This is a genomic window from Shinella sp. GW835-FHT14H05, assembly GCF_058793575.1.
Genome location: NZ_JBXAFY010000018.1, coordinates 55,226 through 71,079, shown reverse-complemented (window position 1 = coordinate 71,079; position 15,854 = coordinate 55,226). Strand labels below are relative to the sequence as shown.

Below are 15,854 nucleotides of genomic sequence, written 5' to 3'. Positions count from 1 at the left end.
ATCGCTACGCAGTTTTGCTGGAATTGCTCCAAGGCGGCTGTCCGTCGTCTCTCATTCCCTGTTTTCCGGACGGTTTCATGTCGGACGTCGCCCTCAATGTCCTGCCCATCTTCGCGCTGATCCTGATCGGCTGGGTGCTCGTGCGCACTCGCTATCTGCGGGAGGAGCTGGGCGAAGGGCTCGGCGAATTCGTCTTCCGCGTGGCGGTTCCGGTGCTGCTGTTTCGCACCATCGCCGAGGCGGATTTTGCCGGCGAATCGCCGCTGCGCATCTGGCTCGCCTATTTCGCCAGCGTCGCCGTCACCTGGACGATCGCCCATCTGGTGGCGACGCTTGGCTTCAAGCGCGACCGGCGGATTGGCGTGCTCGCCGGCGTCTCCTCCGCCTTCGCCAATACGGTCTTCATCGGCCTGCCGCTCGTCTCGCGCATCGTGGGTGAGGACGGGCTGGTGGCGATCTCCGTGCTGCTCTCCGTGCACCTGCCGGTCATGATGATCGCCGGCACCGTGCTGATGGAGCGTGCGGAGCGCAAGAGCGGCACGCGTGAGCCGCAGCGTTTCGGCGCCCTGCTGCTCGGCATCGGCAAGAGCCTGGTGCGCAATCCGCTGGTCATCGGACTTGCAGCCGGCGCGCTGTTCCATGTGGGCGGCGTGCCGCTTGCCGGGCCAATCAAGGTGGTGGTCGACCAACTGGCGGCGACGGCGGCACCCGCGGCCCTCGTCTCGATCGGCATGGCGCTCAACAAGTACAAGGTCGGCGGCAATGCCGGCATCGCGCTGGCCATGACCAGCCTCAAACTTATTCTTCTGCCGGGCTGCGTCTATGTCGCCTGCCGGCTGCTCGGCCTCAGCCCGGAATGGACGGCCGCCATGGTGCTGACCTCCTCGGTGCCGACCGGCGTCAATGCCTGGCTGCTCGCCAACCATTTCGGCGTCGGCCACGCGCTCGCCTCCTCGACGATCACCATGACGACGGCGCTCGGCGTCTTCACCGTCTCCTTCTGGGCCTGGCTGCTCACCTGAAGGCAACAAAAAACCCGGCGCGAAGGCCGGGTTTTGTCGTCTCGGATGCGGGCCGCTTTTATTGAGCCGGCTTTTCCGTGGTGCCTTCGGTGGTCGTGCCTTCGGCCGGTGCCGTCCCTTCGGTCGTCGTCGTGGTGGCCGCGCCGCCATCCGCCGGGGCTGCGCCCTCGGTGGTCGTCGCCGCGCCATCGGCGGGAGCGGCACCTTCGGTTGTGGTCGCACCCTCGGTCGTTGCGGCAGCGCCTTCGTTCGACGCGGTCGGCAGGGCGGCCGGGCTGTCGGAAAGTGTACGCAGGTAGGCGATCAGGTTGGCGCGCTCATCGTTCTTCTTGAGACCGGCAAAGCCCATGGCGGTGCCCGGAACGTGCTTCTTCGGTGCTTCGAGGAAGAAGTTCAGGTGGTCGTAGTCCCACACGACCTTGTGGCCTTCGGAGAAGGTCGTCATGCCGGCGGAATAGCTGAAGCCTTCATGCGAGGCGATCGGGCGGTTCACGATGTCCCAGAGACCGGGTCCGACCTTGTTCGGTCCGCCCTTCTCTGGGGTGTGACAGCTCGCACATTTCTTGAAGACGGTTTCGCCGGCGCCGGCATCGGCGGTGGCGAGCAGGGTCGCGATCGGAACAGCTGCGGGGGCGTCGCCGCCCGCTTCCTCGCCGCCGGTCTCCTCGGCCACGATGGCAAAACCTTCCTTCTCGGGGTGCGCCGAGTGGAAAATGCCTTCAGAAGCGATCGACACGGACATCAGTACGAAGACGGTGCCCAATAGGGCACCCACGCCCATGTTCACATAAGAGTTCATCCAAACGCTCCCCTAGGAACCAGCGGACATGCGCCGGCCAGTCTTGAAATCGCGCGGAACCTATGTCTTTTGCTGCTTCGTTGCAACAGTGATTGTAGCCCCCGCACTGAGACGTTTTGACACTTTTCCCGGGGGTTTTGAAGGGCCTGAGATGAAACCCGCCAATTTTGACACGACCCTCGTCCTCATTCCGGCGCGCATGGCCTCGACGCGGCTTCCGGGCAAGCCGCTGGCCGATATTGCCGGCCTGCCGATGATCGTCCAGGTGGCCCGCCGTGCCGCCGCGGCCGATGTCGGTCGTGTCGTCGTGGCCGTCGATCATACGGACATTTTTGACGCTGTCGTGGCAGCGGGCTTCGAGGCGGTGATGACCCGGGTCGATCACCAGTCCGGCTCCGACCGCATCTACGAGGCGCTGACCAAGAGCGACCCGGAGGGCCGTGCCGAATTCATCATCAACGTGCAGGGCGATCTGCCGACGATCGACCCGGAAACGATCCGCGCCGCCCTCCGCCCGCTGGAAAACGCCTCGACCGACATCGCCACGCTGACGACCGAGATTAGCGACGAGGAAGAGAAGACCAATCCGAACGTCGTGAAGATCGTCGGCTCGCCGCTCAGCGACAGCCGCCTGCGCGCCCTCTATTTCACGCGCGCGACCGCGCCGCATGGCAAGGGGCCGCTCTACCACCATATCGGCCTCTATGCGTACCGCCGCAAGGCGCTGGAAGCCTTCGTCGCGCTGAAACCCTCGACGCTTGAAAAGCGCGAATCGCTGGAGCAGCTTCGGGCGCTCGAAGCCGGCATGCGCATCGATGCCGAGATCGTCGACACCGTGCCGCTTGGCGTCGATACCCCGGCCGACCTCGAAAAAGCCCGCGCCATCCTCGCGGCCAACCCAGTCTGAGGCGAACCGTCATGATCATGAAGACCAACAAGATCGCCTTCCAGGGCGAGTTCGGCGCCAATTCGGACATGGCGAGCCGCGACATGTTCCCCAACATGGAGCCGCTGCCCTGCCAGACCTTCGAGGATGCTTTTCTCGCCGTGGAGAACGGCGATGCCGATCTCGGCATGATCCCGATCGAGAACACGATCGCCGGCCGTGTTGCCGATATCCACCATCTCCTGCCGGAATCGCGCCTGCACATCGTCGGCGAATATTTCATGCCGATCCGCTTCCAGCTCATGGTGCTGCCGGGTGTGACGAAGGACGAGATCCGCACGGTGCACAGCCATATCCATGCGCTGGGCCAGTGCCGCAAGATCGTTCGCCTCAACGGCTGGAAACCGGTGATCGCCGGTGACACGGCGGGTGCTGCCAAGCTGGTGGCGGAAACCGGCGACCGCTCCATGGCGGCCCTTGCCCCGCGCCTTGCCGCCGATCTCTACGGCCTGTCGATCCTTCAGGAAAACGTCGAGGACACCGAAAGCAACATGACGCGTTTCGTCGTGCTGTCGCGCGATGAGAAGAAGGCGGAGCAGAGCGGCGACGACATCGTCGTCACCACCTTCGTCTTCAATGTGCGCAACATCCCGGCCGCCCTCTACAAGGCGCTCGGCGGCTTCGCCACCAACGGCATCAACATGACGAAGCTCGAAAGCTACCAGATTGGCGGCAAGTTCATCGCCACGCAGTTCTATGCCGATATCGAAGGCCATCCGGACGAGCCGCATGTCCGCCAGGCGCTGGAAGAACTGCGCTTCTTTTCCGAAAAGGTCCGCATCCTCGGCACCTACCGGGCGCATCCCATGCGGAGTGCTTTCTAACCTTTCCAGTCCAGCCAGTCGCGCATCAGCCGGTGCGCGATGGCCCCCTTCGGCGGCGGGGTGGTGGAGCCGGGGGCGACGCCCGAGGAGGCGCTGCGCTCGATCATCGCCGCCGTCTCCTCGCGGGTGAACCAGCGGCAGTCTTCCAGTTCCTTGTCGTCGCGGTGGATCTCGAAGGAGATCGCCTCGCCGTAGCAGCCGATCATCAGGGAATGCGGCATCGGCCAGGGCTGCGAGGCGTGGTAGCGCACGCGGCCGACCTTGATGCCGGATTCCTCGAAGGTCTCGCGGCGCACCGTGTGCTCGATCGTCTCGCCGGGTTCAAGGAAACCGGCCAGGCACGAATACATGCCTTCCGGAAAGTGCGGCGAGCGGCCGAGGAGACACAGGTCGCGTTCGATATCGATGACCAGCATGATCGCGACCGGGTCGGTGCGCGGGAAGATCGTGTGGCTGCACGCCTCGCAGACCCGGCGATAGCCGCCGATCTCCGAGCGCGTCGGCGAGCCGCACTTGCCGCAGAAGCGGTTATTGCCGTTCCAGGTCATCAGGCTGGAGGCCTGCGCGAACTGGCCGAGCAGGTCGTCGTCGAGCATCTGCTGGCGATAGAGCGTGCGCCCGTCCGTGGCCTTCAGCGGCTCCTGCAAGGTATCCGGATCGGCCCTGACGGGGATCGCCAGCCGCGGCTCGCCGTTCTTCAGGTAGCCGAGAAGGATGGATTCCTCCGGGATCGGGTCGAGTTCGGCAAGCTCGTAGGGCGCAAACAGCGGGTCGATGATCTTCTCGTCATGCTTGACGACGAGCTTGCCGCCGGCCAGCGCAAAGGCATGCACGGTCGCGGCCTTGAAGGCCTGCTCCAGGCAATCCGGCGCGCGGTGCTCCGACTGGCGGTCGAGGCTGTTTTCCGCAAAGGCGACCATGGTGCTCGGTTCGGGATGCGGGCGGTAGAGATCGAAAAGCGATGGCTTCATGGCGAGAGCGCGTCCAGGATCTTGGCTGCAAAGGCCTTGGTGTCGTCGGCCGAGCGGGGTTCGGCGGCGCCGTAGCCCCAGACGGGGCCGGGCCAGTTCGGGTCACCTTCGCTGCGCGCGATGACATGGACGTGAAGCTGGCGCACGATATTGCCGAGTGCGCCGGTATTGATCTTCGTCGCCCCCGTCGCGGCCTTCAGCGCTTCGGCGACCAGCGTCGTCTCGAAGGCGAGCATGGTCTGGTCGAGCGGCGTCAGGTCGAAAATCTCGCTGACATCCGGGCGCTGCGGCACCAGCACCAGCCAGGGCCAGCGGCCATCCTTCATCAGGCGCAGTTCGCACAGGCCGATCTTCGTCAGGAGATCGCTGTCGCGCGCCAGCCGTTCATCGGGTCGAAATTCGCTCACGGGGGCCTCCGGCATGCTTGTTATGAGCAACTCCAGCAAAAGGGCGCTGCGGTTTTGCGTCCGGAATTGCGATCATGGAAGAGAGTCATGCCATGGCATCGAAATTCCCCCAATAGTTTTTTGTCGCTCGCGCTTGCATTCGGTTGGAATATTGCCGATATGGGGGACGGGAGGTTGGTGGTGGACGAGCCACTCGCCAACCGGGTCAGGTCCGGAAGGAAGCAGCCCCAACGAGCCCGGCACGGGTCATCGTGCCAGCCTCCCACCTTACCGTCCTGCTTCTGGCCGTCCTGTCGGGACAGACATTTGAATAACGGCAGGGTCGATGAGCGACGACATCAAAAATCCGTCCAGCGAAAAGCCCGCCGCCTACCGGGTACTCGCGCGAAAATACCGCCCCAAGGATTTCTCCGACCTGATGGTCGGCCAAGAACCGATGGTCCGCACGCTGACCAATGCGTTCGAGACCGGGCGCATCGCGCAGGCCTATATGCTGACGGGCGTTCGCGGCGTCGGCAAGACGACGACCGCCCGCATCCTCGCCCGCGCGCTGAATTACAAGACCCCCGAGATCGACCGCCCGACGATCGACCTTCGTGTGCCCGGCGAACATTGCCAGGCCATCATGGAAGGCCGCCATGTCGACGTGATCGAGATGGACGCCGCCTCCCATACCGGCATCGATGACATCCGCGAGATCATCGAGCAGGTGCGCTACCGCCCGGTTTCGGCGCGTTATAAAGTCTACATCATCGACGAAGTGCACATGCTCTCCACGCAGGCCTTCAACGGCCTGTTGAAGACGCTCGAGGAGCCGCCGGAGCACGTCAAGTTCATCTTTGCGACGACGGAGATCCGCAAGGTGCCGATCACGGTGCTGTCGCGCTGCCAGCGCTTCGACCTGCGCCGCATCGATGCCTCCGATCTCGTCGGCCTCTTCACCACCATTCTCGGCAAGGAAGGCGTCGAGGCCGAGGCCGATGCGCTCGCCATGATCGCGCGTGCCGCCGAAGGCTCCGCCCGCGACGGCCTGTCGCTGCTCGACCAAGCGATCGCGCATGGCGGCGGGCGTGTGGAGGTGGATGCCGTGCGCTCCATGCTCGGCCTTGCCGACCGCGCCCGCATCGTCGATCTCTTCGAGCATATCGTGAAGGGCGACGCGGCTTCGGCCCTTGCCGAGTTCGCCGCGCAATACGAGGCCGGCGCCAGCCCGCCCGTCGTGCTGACGGACCTTGCCGATTTCACCCATCTCGTCACCCGCATGAAATATGTGCCCGACGCTACCGGCGACCAGTCGCTGAGCGAGATCGAGCGCGTGCGCGGCGTCGAATTCGCCAATTCCATCGCGGTCACCGCGCTGTCGCGCATGTGGCAGATGCTGCTGAAGGGCATTCCGGAAACGGAATCCTCCAGCCGCCCGGCCGGTGCCGCCGAAATGGTCATCATCCGCTTGGCGCATGCCGCAAACCTGCCCTCGCCGGAAGACGCCGCCCGCCGCCTCGCCGAGTTTTCCGGCAGCGATGGCGCCCGCGCGCCGCAATCCGCCGGTTATAGCGGCAACGGTGGCCAGCCGACGTCGCAGGCCGCCGCCGTTTCGGCCATGTCACGGCAGCCGGACGCCCCGGCCCAGCGCGCCCAGTCGGGCGGCGCGACCGTGACCATGCTACGCCCCGTGCCGCAGGCCGATCCCGCGCCCGAACCGGTCGGCCGCATCGAGCCCGTGCCGGCCGAGCAGCCGGCGGCGGTGCCGCTGGTGCCGGTCAAGTCGCTCTCGGACGTCGCCGATCTCTGCACCAAGAACCGCGACATCCGGCTGCGCGCGCTTGTGCGCGCCTTCGTGCGTCCGGTCAGCGTGGAGGCCGGACGGCTGGAAATCAGTCTTGCCAATGATGCGCCGAAATCGCTCGTGCCCGACCTCCAGAACCGCTTGCAGGAATGGACCGGCGCGCGCTGGATGGTGATTCTGTCGCGCGAGGCCGGCGGCCCGACCCTGTCGGAAGCCGAATCCCAGGCGCAGGAGGCGCGCGTCGCCGATGCGCGCCAGGACCCGGACGTGGCGGCGATCCTGCAGCGCTTTCCGGGCGCCAAGATCACCGACGTGCGCATCAAGGTGCAGGAAACGGAAGACGAGCCGGAGACCACCGAGGTCGCGGCCGTCGCGGAATCCGCCGAGGGCGACATCCTGCCCGGCGACGATATCGAAACCTGACAGTCAATAAAAAGAGGAGAGACCGATGCGCGACATCATGGGCATGATGGGCAAGGTCAAGGAAATGCAGGCCAAGATGGAGAAGATGCAGGAGGAGATCGCGGCGCTCGAAGTCGCCGGCACCTCCGGCGGCGGCCTCGTCTCGGTCACGCTCGACGGCAAGGGCAACCTCAAGGGCCTGAAGGTCGATCCGTCGCTGTTCAAGGAAGACGACGTCGAGATCCTCGAAGACCTGATCGTCGCCGCCCACAAGGACGCCAAGGACAAGGCCGAGGCGCTGACCGCCGAAAAGACCAAGGCGCTGACCGCCGGCCTGCCGATCCCGCCCGGCTTCAAACTGCCGTTCTGATTCTATAAGGTCGGGTTTTTCGAGGAGGATTTCGATGAGCCTGATGACTCTGCTTGTCTTTGCCGGCGCGCTGATGATGGCGGCGGGCTCGCCCGGTCCGAGCATCGCGGCGCTGGTCGCCCGTGTTCTGTCGCGCGGCGCCAGGGACGTGCTGCCCTTCCTCGCCGCCATGTGGGTCGGCGAGGGCATCTGGCTCACCTGCGCCGTGCTCGGTCTTGCCGCGATTGCCGAAACCTTCCACGCCGCCTTCGTCGCCATCAAATGGTTTGGCGTCGCCTACCTGCTCTACCTCGCCTGGAAGATGTGGTTCGCCCCGACCGATGCGGACGAAGCGGCACTTCCCGAAGCGCGTTCCGGCCTGAAACTGTTCTTCGCCGGGCTGACGGTGACGCTCGGCAATCCCAAGATCATGATGTTCTACGTGGCCCTCCTGCCGGCGATCATCGATCTCGGCGCCGTCACGCTGGTCGGCTGGGTGGAACTGGTCGTGACGATGTTCGTCGTGCTGGTGGCGATCGACCTTGCCTGGGTCTTCCTCGCTTCCCGTGCGCGCCTGTTCCTGAAAAGCCCGCGCGCCGTGCGCATCGCCAACCGTGTCAGCGCCGGCACCATGGCGGGGGCGGCGGCGGCGATTGCCGCGCGTTGATCAGCCGGTCAGCGCGGCCCGCAGCTTGTCGTTGATGGGGGCCGCGAGATAGCGCAGCCGGTCATTCTCCGGCAGGTTCCTGCCATAGGTGCGCAACAGTTCCGGCATCGAGACCGGCTCGCCGTCAAATGGCGTATAGGTCACCGCGTCGCCCGCCTGGACCACCCCGTCGCGCAGCACGCGGCAATAAAAACCCGGCCGGCCGGCCTGCATGAAGCGCTTGGCAAAACCCGGATCGCCCATGCGCGCGGTCAGCGTGTTGCAGGGAATGCGCGTGGAGGTCACCTCCATCAGCACGCTCTCCGTCTCGAACCGGTCGCCGACGGAGACCGCACGGCTATCGACGCCCTCGATGACGAGGTTTTCGCCGAAGGTTCCGGGCTCGATCGTCCGGCCGAGTTCCTTCGACCACCAGTCGAGGTCGATCGAGCCGAGGCCGTAGACCGCCTGTTCCGGCCCGCCATGGTGCTTTTTGTTGCAGATCGCATCGCCGAGCAGGCCTTCACGGTCCACCATGATAGCCGCATCGGTGGGCGTCTTGAAAATGCCGGTCTTGTAGCTTTTGCCAGGGACCGGGCGGGCGACGCCCGTGCACACGGCGAGGATTTTGATCACGCGTCGAACTCCCGAGATTCCGTTTCCCCTGGATATGGGCTAGATACCGGCAATGGCAAAACGAGTCACCGGCCCCGAAATCGAAAAACTGATCCAGCTCCTGGCGAAAGTGCCGGGCCTCGGGCCGCGTTCGGCGCGCCGCGCGGCGCTGCATCTCGTCAAGAAGAAGGACCAGCTCTTGGGGCCGCTCGCCGACGCAATGGGCGAGGCGCATCGCAAGGTGCGTATCTGCTCGTGCTGCGGCAATGTCGATACCAGCGATCCCTGCACCGTCTGCACGGACGTGCGCCGCGACCACACGGTCATCATTGTCGTCGAAGACGTCTCCGACCTCTGGGCGTTGGAGCGCGCCGCGGCGATGAACGCCGCCTACCATGTGCTCGGCGGCACGCTCTCGCCGCTCGACGGCATCGGCCCCGACGACCTCAACATCCGCGGCCTCGTCGACCGGGTGGCAAAGGGCGGCGTGCGCGAACTCATCATCGCTGTCAACGCGACCGTCGAGGGCCAGACGACGGCCCATTATATCACCGACCAGCTCTCCGGCCTCGACGTGAAGATCACGCGGCTCGCACACGGCGTGCCGGTCGGCGGCGAGCTCGACTATCTCGACGAAGGAACATTGACGGCCGCTTTGCGCGCCCGCACGGCGATCTGAGGGAAGGGTTTCGATTATGATAGGTTGGCTCCTTCGGCTCACCCCCCTCTGCCCTGCCGGGCATCTCCCCCTCAAGGGGGGAGATCGGCTGGGGGCAAGGCGGTGCCACGATTCGATCTCCCCCCTTGAGGGGGAGATGCCCGGCAGGGCAGAGGGGGGTATTCGCGCCCGCTTCGCACCCATACTTGCACTGGCGCTCTTCGCCGCTGCCCTTCCCGCCCACGCCGCCTCCAAGGGCGAAGTCGAAAAGATGTTCCGGGCCTGGATCGACAAGGACCTCTGGCCGGCCGCGCAAAAAACCGGCGTCAGCGAGAAGACCTTTCGCGCGGCGATGGAGGGCGTGACGCTCAATTGGGACCTGCCCGATCTCGTGCCGCCCGGCTCGAAGCCCAAGAAGGAACAGTCGCAGAGCCAGGCGGAATTTTCCTCGCCCGGCGCCTATTTCTCCGAGAAGCGCTTGCAGGGACTGGCGGGGCGGGGAAGCAGCCTCGCGAAAACCCATGCCGCGACGCTGCGCAAGGTCGAGCAGCGCTTTGGCGTGCCGGGCGAGATCGTCGTCGCGATCTGGGGCCGCGAATCCGGCTTCGGCAGCGCGAAAATCCCCTATTCGGCAGTCGAGGTGCTCGCGACGAAGGCCTTCATGTCGACGCGCAAGGACATGTTCCGCAAGGAGCTGATTGCAGCGCTGCATATCGTCGATGGCGGCGATCGGACGGTGGCGCAGCTGAAGGGCTCCTGGGCCGGCGCGCTCGGCCAGCCGCAGTTCATGCCGACGAGCTTCCTGCAATATGCCGTCGATTTCGATGGCGATGGCGTGCGCGACATCTGGGGCTCGGTGCCGGACAGCCTGGCGTCGATCGCCAATTATTTGGCCAAGAAGGGCTGGCAGGCCGGCCGTGGCTGGGGCTACGAGGTCACGATTCCGGCCGGCGTTTCCTGCGCGCAGGAGGGGCCGGACCTTGAAAAGCCGATCTCGGCCTGGGCATCGACCGGCATCACGCGCGTTTCCGGCAAGGGCTTTTCCTCCGGCGAGGCGAAGGCCTCCGGCATGATGCTGGTTCCGGCCGGCACGCATGGGCCGGAATTCATCGTCACGCCGAATTTCTATGTGCTGAAGGAATACAACAACTCCGACCTCTACGCCCTCTTCATCGGCAATCTCGCCGATCGCATCGCCTATGGCAGCGGCCCGTTCCGCGGCGAATGGGGCGATGTCGGCAAGATGCTGCGCTCGGATGTGCTCGCCATGCAGAAGGCGCTGGTCGCCAAGGGCTATGACGTCGGCAAGGTCGATGGGCTGCCGGGCTACAAGACGCGCCGCTCGCTCGGCGACTGGCAGGCAAAGGCCGGCCTTACGCCGACCTGTTATCCGGATGCCTCGCTGAAGACGAAACTTCGCTGATTAGTGGATCTCCACCTGCTGCTTGAACCGCTCGTATTCGTGCGGGATGATCGTCTGTCGCTCGATCATGCGGTGGACGCGGGGCGGCTCGGCGCCGCTGTGCAGCTGGTTCAGCTTCTCGCCATTGGCGGCATCCGCATGGGTGCGGCGCTGGTTGTGGCGCACATATTCCACCCAGGTCGGTACGTGGTAGGTCTCGGTCCAGACGGTCGGGTTTTCGAGGTCGCGCATCAGCGCCCATTGTCCGGCGCCGTCGCGAATGCGGATGCGCCGCCGCTCCGTCATCGCCTCCAGGAAGTCCGGAATGTCGCCCTCGGCGATCTCGTAGTCGATCAGGATGACGATCGGGCCGCTTCTCGGCTTCAGGTCCAACGGCAGGTCCGGCTCGCTGAAGCGGTTGAGCGGATCGACATTGAGGCTCTGCAATTCCGGCAGCGCGAAACGAAGGCCGAGCGCCGCACCGGCGATCATCACCACGGCGGAGGCGAGAAGCGCTGTCTGCGCCCCGTGCGTATCCGCCGTCGTGCCCCAGATCCAGCTTCCCGCCGCAATGCCGCCGAAGGTTGTCGTCTGGTAGAGCGAAAGCGCGCGCGCCACCACCCAGCGCGGCGTCGAGAGCTGCACGGTCGTGTTGAACAGCGAGAGAGCCATGACCCAGGAGCCCCCGGCAATCAGCAGCACGGCCCCGGTCAAAAACGCCGAAGTGCTGATGGCGGAAACGCTCGCGCTGACGGCAAAGCCGGTGAAGGCGAGGCGGGCGATGGTCTCGCTGGTGAAGCGCTCGCGCAGCCGCGCATTCATCAAGGCGCCGCCGATGGCACCGAGCCCGAAACAGCCGAGCAGCACGCCGTAGGTCAGCGGCCCGCCGGAGACGAGGTCGCGCGCGATCAGCGGCAGCAGCGAGAGGATGGAGCTGGTCGCGAGGCCGAAGGCGAAGCCGCGCAGGAGCACCTTGCCGATGTTCGGCGACATCGAGACATAGCGCAGGCCGGCCGAGATGGCGCGGATGAAATCCTCGCGCGGCAGCGTGCGCGGCGGAATGGCCGGTTTCCAGCGAAAGAGTACGAAGAGGAGGGCGAAGTAACTCAGCACATTCGCCGCAAAGGCGGCTGCCGCGCCCGCCGCCGCGACGATCGCGCCGCCGATGGCGGGGCCGACGCTGCGAGTGAGGTTGAAACCCATGCTGTTGAGGGAGACTGCGGCGGGCAGGTCCTCGCGCGGAACCATGTCGCCGACGGAGGCCTGCCAGGCCGGGTTGTTCAGCGCCGTGCCGCAGCCGAGCAGGAAGGTGAAGGTGAGGAGCAGCCAGGGCGTGATGACGCCGTACCAGGTACAGAGCGTCAGCGCGATCGCCACCGTCAGCATAAAACACTGGGCGGTCAGCATCAGCTTGCGCCGGTCGAAATTGTCGGCGAGCGCGCCGGCGGCGACGGAAAACAGCATGATCGGCAGCGAGGTCGAGGCCTGCACCAGCGCCACCATGTTGGCGGAAGACGAGATCGAGGCCATCATCCACGCGGCGCCGACGGCCTGGATGAGCCCGCCGAAGTTGGAGACCAGGCTTGCCGCCCAGATCAGCCGAAAGGTTTCGTTCCGGAAGGGGGCAAGGGGGGATGTCCGGTCTGGCACGGGCAGGCACTCATTCTCGACGCAGCGTTACGAGCAATCTAGCCCATCAGGGGAATGCGGCAAGTCGAAGCCGAGCGAAAAACGGGCCTGGGAAGCCGAACTTGCAATTGCGGGCGAGAGCGTCTATATCACCCTCAAATTCTTGATCGTCAGATGAAGAGTGGGCCCGCGAGGACCCGCTCTTTTTTATTGCCCCGATCGAGCGCATGATAACGACTATCCCGGGAGGGCATGTCATGAACGACACGACCCAGACAGAAAATGCGGCCGTCGAGCCGCGCCTGATCGTCGAGACCGGTCTCGACCGGCGCGTTGCTGAGATCATCGAGCCGAGCATCGAGCAGATCGGCTACCGGCTGGTGCGCGTTCGCCTTTCGGCACAGAACGGCGCGACCCTGCAGATCATGGCCGAGCGGCCGGACGGCACGATGACCGTCGAGGATTGCGAGAAGGTCTCGATGGCCGTCTCGCCGGTGCTCGACGTTGAGGATCCGATCGACAAGGCGTATCATCTCGAAGTGTCGTCGCCCGGCATCGACCGGCCGATGGTCCGCAAGTCGGATTTCACGCGCTGGCTCGGCCACCTGGTGAAGTGCGAGACGTCGATCCTCGTCGACAGCCGCAAGCGCTTCCGCGGCAAGATCGTCGCCGCCGACGAAAACGGTTTTACGCTGGAGCGGGACCAGCCCGCCTATGGCGAGGAGCCCTCGGTCGTCATCCCGTTCACGGCGCTTGCCGAGGGTAAGCTGATCCTGACCGACGACCTGATCCGCGACGCGCTGACCGCCGACAAGAAGGCGAAGGCTGCGCAGGCCGCGAACCAGAACGACGAAGTCGAAGACGACGAATGACTATGTGAGTGCGTTTTGCCCCCGATGCGGGCGAAACGGAGAGGACGGAACCGGAGGCTTCGCCCCGGCTTGATCATGGAGACCTGAGACAATGGCAGTCAGTGCGAACCGGCTTGAGCTTCTGCAGATCGCGGATGCCGTGGCCCGTGAAAAGGTCATCGACCGCGAGATCGTGCTTGCCGCGATGGCCGACGCCATCCAGAAGGCGGCCCGCTCGCGTTACGGCACGGAATCGAACATCCGCGCCGACATCAATTCCAAGACCGGCGAAATCCGCCTCCAGCGCCTGCTGGAAGTCGTCGAGAAGGCCGAGGATTATTCGACGCAGATCCCGCTGGAGCTTGCCCGCGACCGCAACCCGGACGCCAAGCTCGGCGACTTCATCGCCGATCCGCTGCCGCCGATGGATTTCGGCCGCATCGCCGCCCAGTCGGCCAAGCAGGTCATCGTGCAGAAGGTGCGCGAAGCCGAGCGTGACCGCCAGTTCGACGAATACAAGGATCGCATCGGCGAGATCGTCAACGGCACGGTCAAGCGCGTCGAATACGGCAACGTCATCGTCGACCTCGGCCGTGGCGAAGGCATCATCCGCCGCGACGAGATGATCCCGCGCGAAAACATGCGCTACGGCGACCGCGTTCGCGCCTTCGTCTACGACGTGCGCCGCGAGCAGCGCGGTCCGCAGATCTTCCTGTCGCGTACCCATCCGCAGTTCATGGTGAAGCTCTTCACCATGGAAGTGCCGGAAATCTACGACGGCATCATCCAGATCAAGTCCGTTGCCCGCGATCCGGGTTCGCGTGCCAAGATCGCCGTCATCTCGAACGATAGTTCGATCGATCCGGTCGGCGCCTGTGTCGGTATGCGCGGTTCGCGCGTTCAGGCCGTCGTCGGCGAGCTTCAGGGCGAGAAGATCGACATCATTCCGTGGAGCCAGGACCCGGCCTCCTTCATCGTCAACGCCCTTCAGCCGGCGGAAGTCGCCAAGGTCGTTCTGGATGAGGATGCGGAACGCATCGAAGTGGTCGTTCCGGACGAGCAGCTTTCGCTCGCCATCGGCCGCCGTGGCCAGAACGTGCGCCTCGCCTCGCAGCTCACCGGCTGGGATATCGACATCCTGACGGAAGCCGAAGAGTCCGAGCGCCGCCAGAAGGAATTCAACGAGCGCACCAACCTGTTCATGGATTCGCTCGACGTCGACGAGATGGTCGGCCAGGTTCTGGCGTCGGAAGGCTTTGCCGCCGTCGAGGAACTGGCCTATGTCGATCTCGACGAAATCGCCTCGATCGACGGTTTCGACGAAGACACGGCCCAGGAAATCCAGACGCGTGCCCGCGAATATCTCGACCGCATCGAGGCCGAGATGGACGCCAAGCGCAAGGAACTCGGCGTTGCCGACGAGCTGCGCCAGATCGACGGCATGACGGGCCAGATGCTCGTCGCGCTCGGCGAGGACGGCATCAAGACCATGGAAGACTTTGCGGGCTGCGCGGCTGACGATCTCGTCGGCTGGTCGGAACGCAAGGACGGCGAGACGAAGAAGTTCGAGGGCCTGTTCTCGAAGCTCGAAGTTTCGCGCGCCGAAGCCGAAGCCATGGTCGTTCAGGCCCGCCTTGCGGTTGGCTGGATCACGGAAGAGGACCTTGCTACCGAAGAAGAACCGGTCGTCGAAGGCGGCGAGCAGGACGCCTGATCGGCGTCCCGCGCGCTGGAGACGCCGTTGGCCGAGCATTCCAGCAAAAGTGTATGAACGGTTTTGCGAACGGAATTGCGAGGACCTATATGGGTAAGAAGGACGACGACGGCGTGAACGACCGCATGTGCATCGTGACGCGCGAAAAGGGTGAGGCGGATGATCTGATCCGCTTCGTCGCCGGCCCGGACGGGAATGTCGTGCCGGACCTGAAGCGTCAGCTCCCCGGACGTGGATGCTGGGTGAAGGCCGAACGGGCGATCGTCGACAAGGCGGTCGCCAAGAAGCTTTTCTCGCGGGCGCTGAAGGCGGAAGCCAGGGCGGATGCGGAACTCGGCGCCGAAGTGGACCGGCTTCTGGCGGGCCAGCTCGGCGGCATGATGAACATGGCGCGCAAGGCGGCCCAGTTCATCACGGGTTCCTCGAAGGTCGACCAGGCGGTGCGTGCGTTGGCGGCACTAGCGGTCTTCCACGCGACGGATGCCGCCGCCGATGGCGTGCGTAAAATTGACCAGGCGCGCAAGGCGGCAAGCTTCCTGCGCGATGACGAGACGGAAATACCGTCCTTCAAGCTCTTCTCGGAGAGTGAATTGGAGGGCCTTTTGGGCCAGAATGCTTTTATCCACGCCGCAGCGCTTGCAGGGCAGGCGGGTGAGGGTGTAGTGAAGCGCGCAATCATGCTCGAAAAGTACCGGGGCGACAGCCAAATGATGGCAAAAGGTGGCGCTGGCCATACCAACCGATGACGCGGTTACCGGCATTCGGCCGGCCGAAATCGCATTGGACGAACACAATTGAACGACGGAGTCTGGTGATACGCATCCGGCTCTGAT

General features: G+C 64.9%; 16 protein-coding genes and 1 other RNA gene. 12 read left to right on the top strand and 5 right to left on the bottom strand.

Features of this window, described 5'->3' with window-relative positions; translation table 11 throughout:
* Positions 1-77: 77 nt before the first annotated feature.
* Positions 78-1,022: an AEC family transporter gene (locus AC1Q6Z_RS30810; protein WP_492650190.1), complete on the top strand. Its 945-nt coding sequence runs from the start codon at positions 78-80 to the stop codon at positions 1,020-1,022.
* A 58-nt stretch (positions 1,023-1,080) separates the two neighbouring features.
* Here the strand turns inward: AC1Q6Z_RS30810 and AC1Q6Z_RS30805 are convergent, their stop codons facing one another.
* On the bottom strand, positions 1,081-1,821 hold the full coding sequence (locus tag AC1Q6Z_RS30805) for a c-type cytochrome (protein ID WP_439629920.1): 741 nt from the start codon (positions 1,819-1,821) through the stop codon (positions 1,081-1,083).
* 151 nt (positions 1,822-1,972) lie between these two features.
* Here AC1Q6Z_RS30805 and AC1Q6Z_RS30800 point away from each other — a divergent pair, with 151 nt between their 5' ends.
* Positions 1,973-2,728: a 3-deoxy-manno-octulosonate cytidylyltransferase gene (locus AC1Q6Z_RS30800; RefSeq protein ID WP_439629922.1), complete on the top strand. Its 756-nt coding sequence runs from the start codon at positions 1,973-1,975 to the stop codon at positions 2,726-2,728.
* 11 nt (positions 2,729-2,739) lie between these two features.
* Positions 2,740-3,591: a prephenate dehydratase gene (locus tag AC1Q6Z_RS30795; RefSeq protein ID WP_256117854.1), complete on the top strand. Its 852-nt coding sequence runs from the start codon at positions 2,740-2,742 to the stop codon at positions 3,589-3,591.
* On the opposite strand, the gene nudC is transcribed toward AC1Q6Z_RS30795, so the two are convergent.
* Both nudC and AC1Q6Z_RS30785 read right to left on the bottom strand, forming a co-directional pair.
* Positions 3,588-4,562, bottom strand: a complete 975-nt coding sequence (gene nudC / locus AC1Q6Z_RS30790; protein ID WP_492650189.1) for an NAD(+) diphosphatase — start codon at positions 4,560-4,562, stop codon at positions 3,588-3,590. The genes AC1Q6Z_RS30795 and nudC overlap by 4 nt on opposite strands.
* On the bottom strand, positions 4,559-4,984 hold the full coding sequence (locus tag AC1Q6Z_RS30785; protein WP_256117852.1) for an HIT domain-containing protein: 426 nt from the start codon (positions 4,982-4,984) through the stop codon (positions 4,559-4,561). Before AC1Q6Z_RS30785 ends, nudC begins: the two co-directional genes overlap by 4 nt.
* Positions 4,985-5,138: 154 nt before the next feature.
* Here AC1Q6Z_RS30785 and ffs point away from each other — a divergent pair.
* From ffs to AC1Q6Z_RS30765, 4 genes are all read left to right on the top strand, one after another.
* Positions 5,139-5,235: signal recognition particle sRNA small type (gene ffs / locus AC1Q6Z_RS30780), an RNA gene on the top strand.
* A gap of 59 nt (positions 5,236-5,294) precedes the next feature.
* Entirely contained in the window at positions 5,295-7,178 is a 1,884-nt protein-coding gene (locus AC1Q6Z_RS30775) for a DNA polymerase III subunit gamma/tau (protein ID WP_492650188.1), read from the top strand.
* Between the two features lie 25 nt (positions 7,179-7,203).
* The gene (locus AC1Q6Z_RS30770; RefSeq protein ID WP_256117849.1) at positions 7,204-7,527 is read left to right on the top strand and encodes a YbaB/EbfC family nucleoid-associated protein; all 324 of its coding nucleotides are present in this window, start codon (positions 7,204-7,206) and stop codon (positions 7,525-7,527) included.
* Between the two features lie 34 nt (positions 7,528-7,561).
* The gene (locus tag AC1Q6Z_RS30765) at positions 7,562-8,173 is read left to right on the top strand and encodes a LysE family translocator (RefSeq protein WP_492650187.1); all 612 of its coding nucleotides are present in this window, start codon (positions 7,562-7,564) and stop codon (positions 8,171-8,173) included.
* Here AC1Q6Z_RS30765 and AC1Q6Z_RS30760 read toward each other — a convergent pair whose 3' ends face one another.
* Positions 8,174-8,785 (bottom strand): MOSC domain-containing protein, encoded by a 612-nt coding sequence (locus tag AC1Q6Z_RS30760; RefSeq protein WP_492650201.1) that lies wholly within the window; start codon positions 8,783-8,785, stop codon positions 8,174-8,176.
* Positions 8,786-8,840: 55 nt separating this feature from the next.
* Between AC1Q6Z_RS30760 and recR the strand changes: the two genes are divergently transcribed.
* Positions 8,841-9,446 (top strand): recombination mediator RecR, encoded by a 606-nt coding sequence (gene recR, locus AC1Q6Z_RS30755; RefSeq protein WP_439629928.1) that lies wholly within the window; start codon positions 8,841-8,843, stop codon positions 9,444-9,446.
* A 136-nt stretch (positions 9,447-9,582) separates the two neighbouring features.
* Positions 9,583-10,848, top strand: a complete 1,266-nt coding sequence (locus AC1Q6Z_RS30750; protein ID WP_492650186.1) for a lytic murein transglycosylase — start codon at positions 9,583-9,585, stop codon at positions 10,846-10,848.
* Here AC1Q6Z_RS30750 and AC1Q6Z_RS30745 read toward each other — a convergent pair whose 3' ends face one another.
* On the bottom strand, positions 10,849-12,477 hold the full coding sequence (locus AC1Q6Z_RS30745) for an MFS transporter (protein WP_256117844.1): 1,629 nt from the start codon (positions 12,475-12,477) through the stop codon (positions 10,849-10,851).
* A 236-nt stretch (positions 12,478-12,713) separates the two neighbouring features.
* Here AC1Q6Z_RS30745 and rimP point away from each other — a divergent pair, with 236 nt between their 5' ends.
* The 3 genes from rimP (at position 12,714) to AC1Q6Z_RS30730 (ending at position 15,767) form a co-directional block, all read left to right on the top strand.
* On the top strand, positions 12,714-13,328 hold the full coding sequence (rimP, locus tag AC1Q6Z_RS30740) for a ribosome maturation factor RimP (RefSeq protein WP_256117843.1): 615 nt from the start codon (positions 12,714-12,716) through the stop codon (positions 13,326-13,328).
* Positions 13,329-13,419: 91 nt separating this feature from the next.
* Complete coding sequence (gene nusA / locus AC1Q6Z_RS30735; protein ID WP_435267518.1) at positions 13,420-15,021, top strand: transcription termination factor NusA; 1,602 nt, start codon at positions 13,420-13,422, stop codon at positions 15,019-15,021.
* An 89-nt stretch (positions 15,022-15,110) separates the two neighbouring features.
* Positions 15,111-15,767, top strand: coding sequence for an RNA-binding protein (locus tag AC1Q6Z_RS30730; protein ID WP_256117841.1), 657 nt, complete (start codon positions 15,111-15,113; stop codon positions 15,765-15,767).
* Positions 15,768-15,854 lie beyond the last annotated feature (87 nt).

Coding starts and splice junctions, on each gene's coding strand:
- nusA (WP_435267518.1), top strand. CDS start 13,420: ATGGCAGTCAGTGCGAACCGGCTTGAGCTTCTGCAGATCGCGGATGCC.
- AC1Q6Z_RS30800 (WP_439629922.1), top strand. CDS start 1,973: ATGAAACCCGCCAATTTTGACACGACCCTCGTCCTCATTCCGGCGCGC.
- AC1Q6Z_RS30795 (WP_256117854.1), top strand. CDS start 2,740: ATGATCATGAAGACCAACAAGATCGCCTTCCAGGGCGAGTTCGGCGCC.
- AC1Q6Z_RS30805 (WP_439629920.1), bottom strand. CDS start 1,821: ATGAACTCTTATGTGAACATGGGCGTGGGTGCCCTATTGGGCACCGTC.
- AC1Q6Z_RS30750 (WP_492650186.1), top strand. CDS start 9,583: ATGCCCGGCAGGGCAGAGGGGGGTATTCGCGCCCGCTTCGCACCCATA.
- AC1Q6Z_RS30730 (WP_256117841.1), top strand. CDS start 15,111: ATGGGTAAGAAGGACGACGACGGCGTGAACGACCGCATGTGCATCGTG.
- AC1Q6Z_RS30775 (WP_492650188.1), top strand. CDS start 5,295: ATGAGCGACGACATCAAAAATCCGTCCAGCGAAAAGCCCGCCGCCTAC.
- nudC (WP_492650189.1), bottom strand. CDS start 4,562: ATGAAGCCATCGCTTTTCGATCTCTACCGCCCGCATCCCGAACCGAGC.
- AC1Q6Z_RS30770 (WP_256117849.1), top strand. CDS start 7,204: ATGCGCGACATCATGGGCATGATGGGCAAGGTCAAGGAAATGCAGGCC.
- AC1Q6Z_RS30765 (WP_492650187.1), top strand. CDS start 7,562: ATGAGCCTGATGACTCTGCTTGTCTTTGCCGGCGCGCTGATGATGGCG.
- rimP (WP_256117843.1), top strand. CDS start 12,714: ATGAACGACACGACCCAGACAGAAAATGCGGCCGTCGAGCCGCGCCTG.
- AC1Q6Z_RS30785 (WP_256117852.1), bottom strand. CDS start 4,984: ATGCCGGAGGCCCCCGTGAGCGAATTTCGACCCGATGAACGGCTGGCG.
- AC1Q6Z_RS30810 (WP_492650190.1), top strand. CDS start 78: ATGTCGGACGTCGCCCTCAATGTCCTGCCCATCTTCGCGCTGATCCTG.
- recR (WP_439629928.1), top strand. CDS start 8,841: ATGGCAAAACGAGTCACCGGCCCCGAAATCGAAAAACTGATCCAGCTC.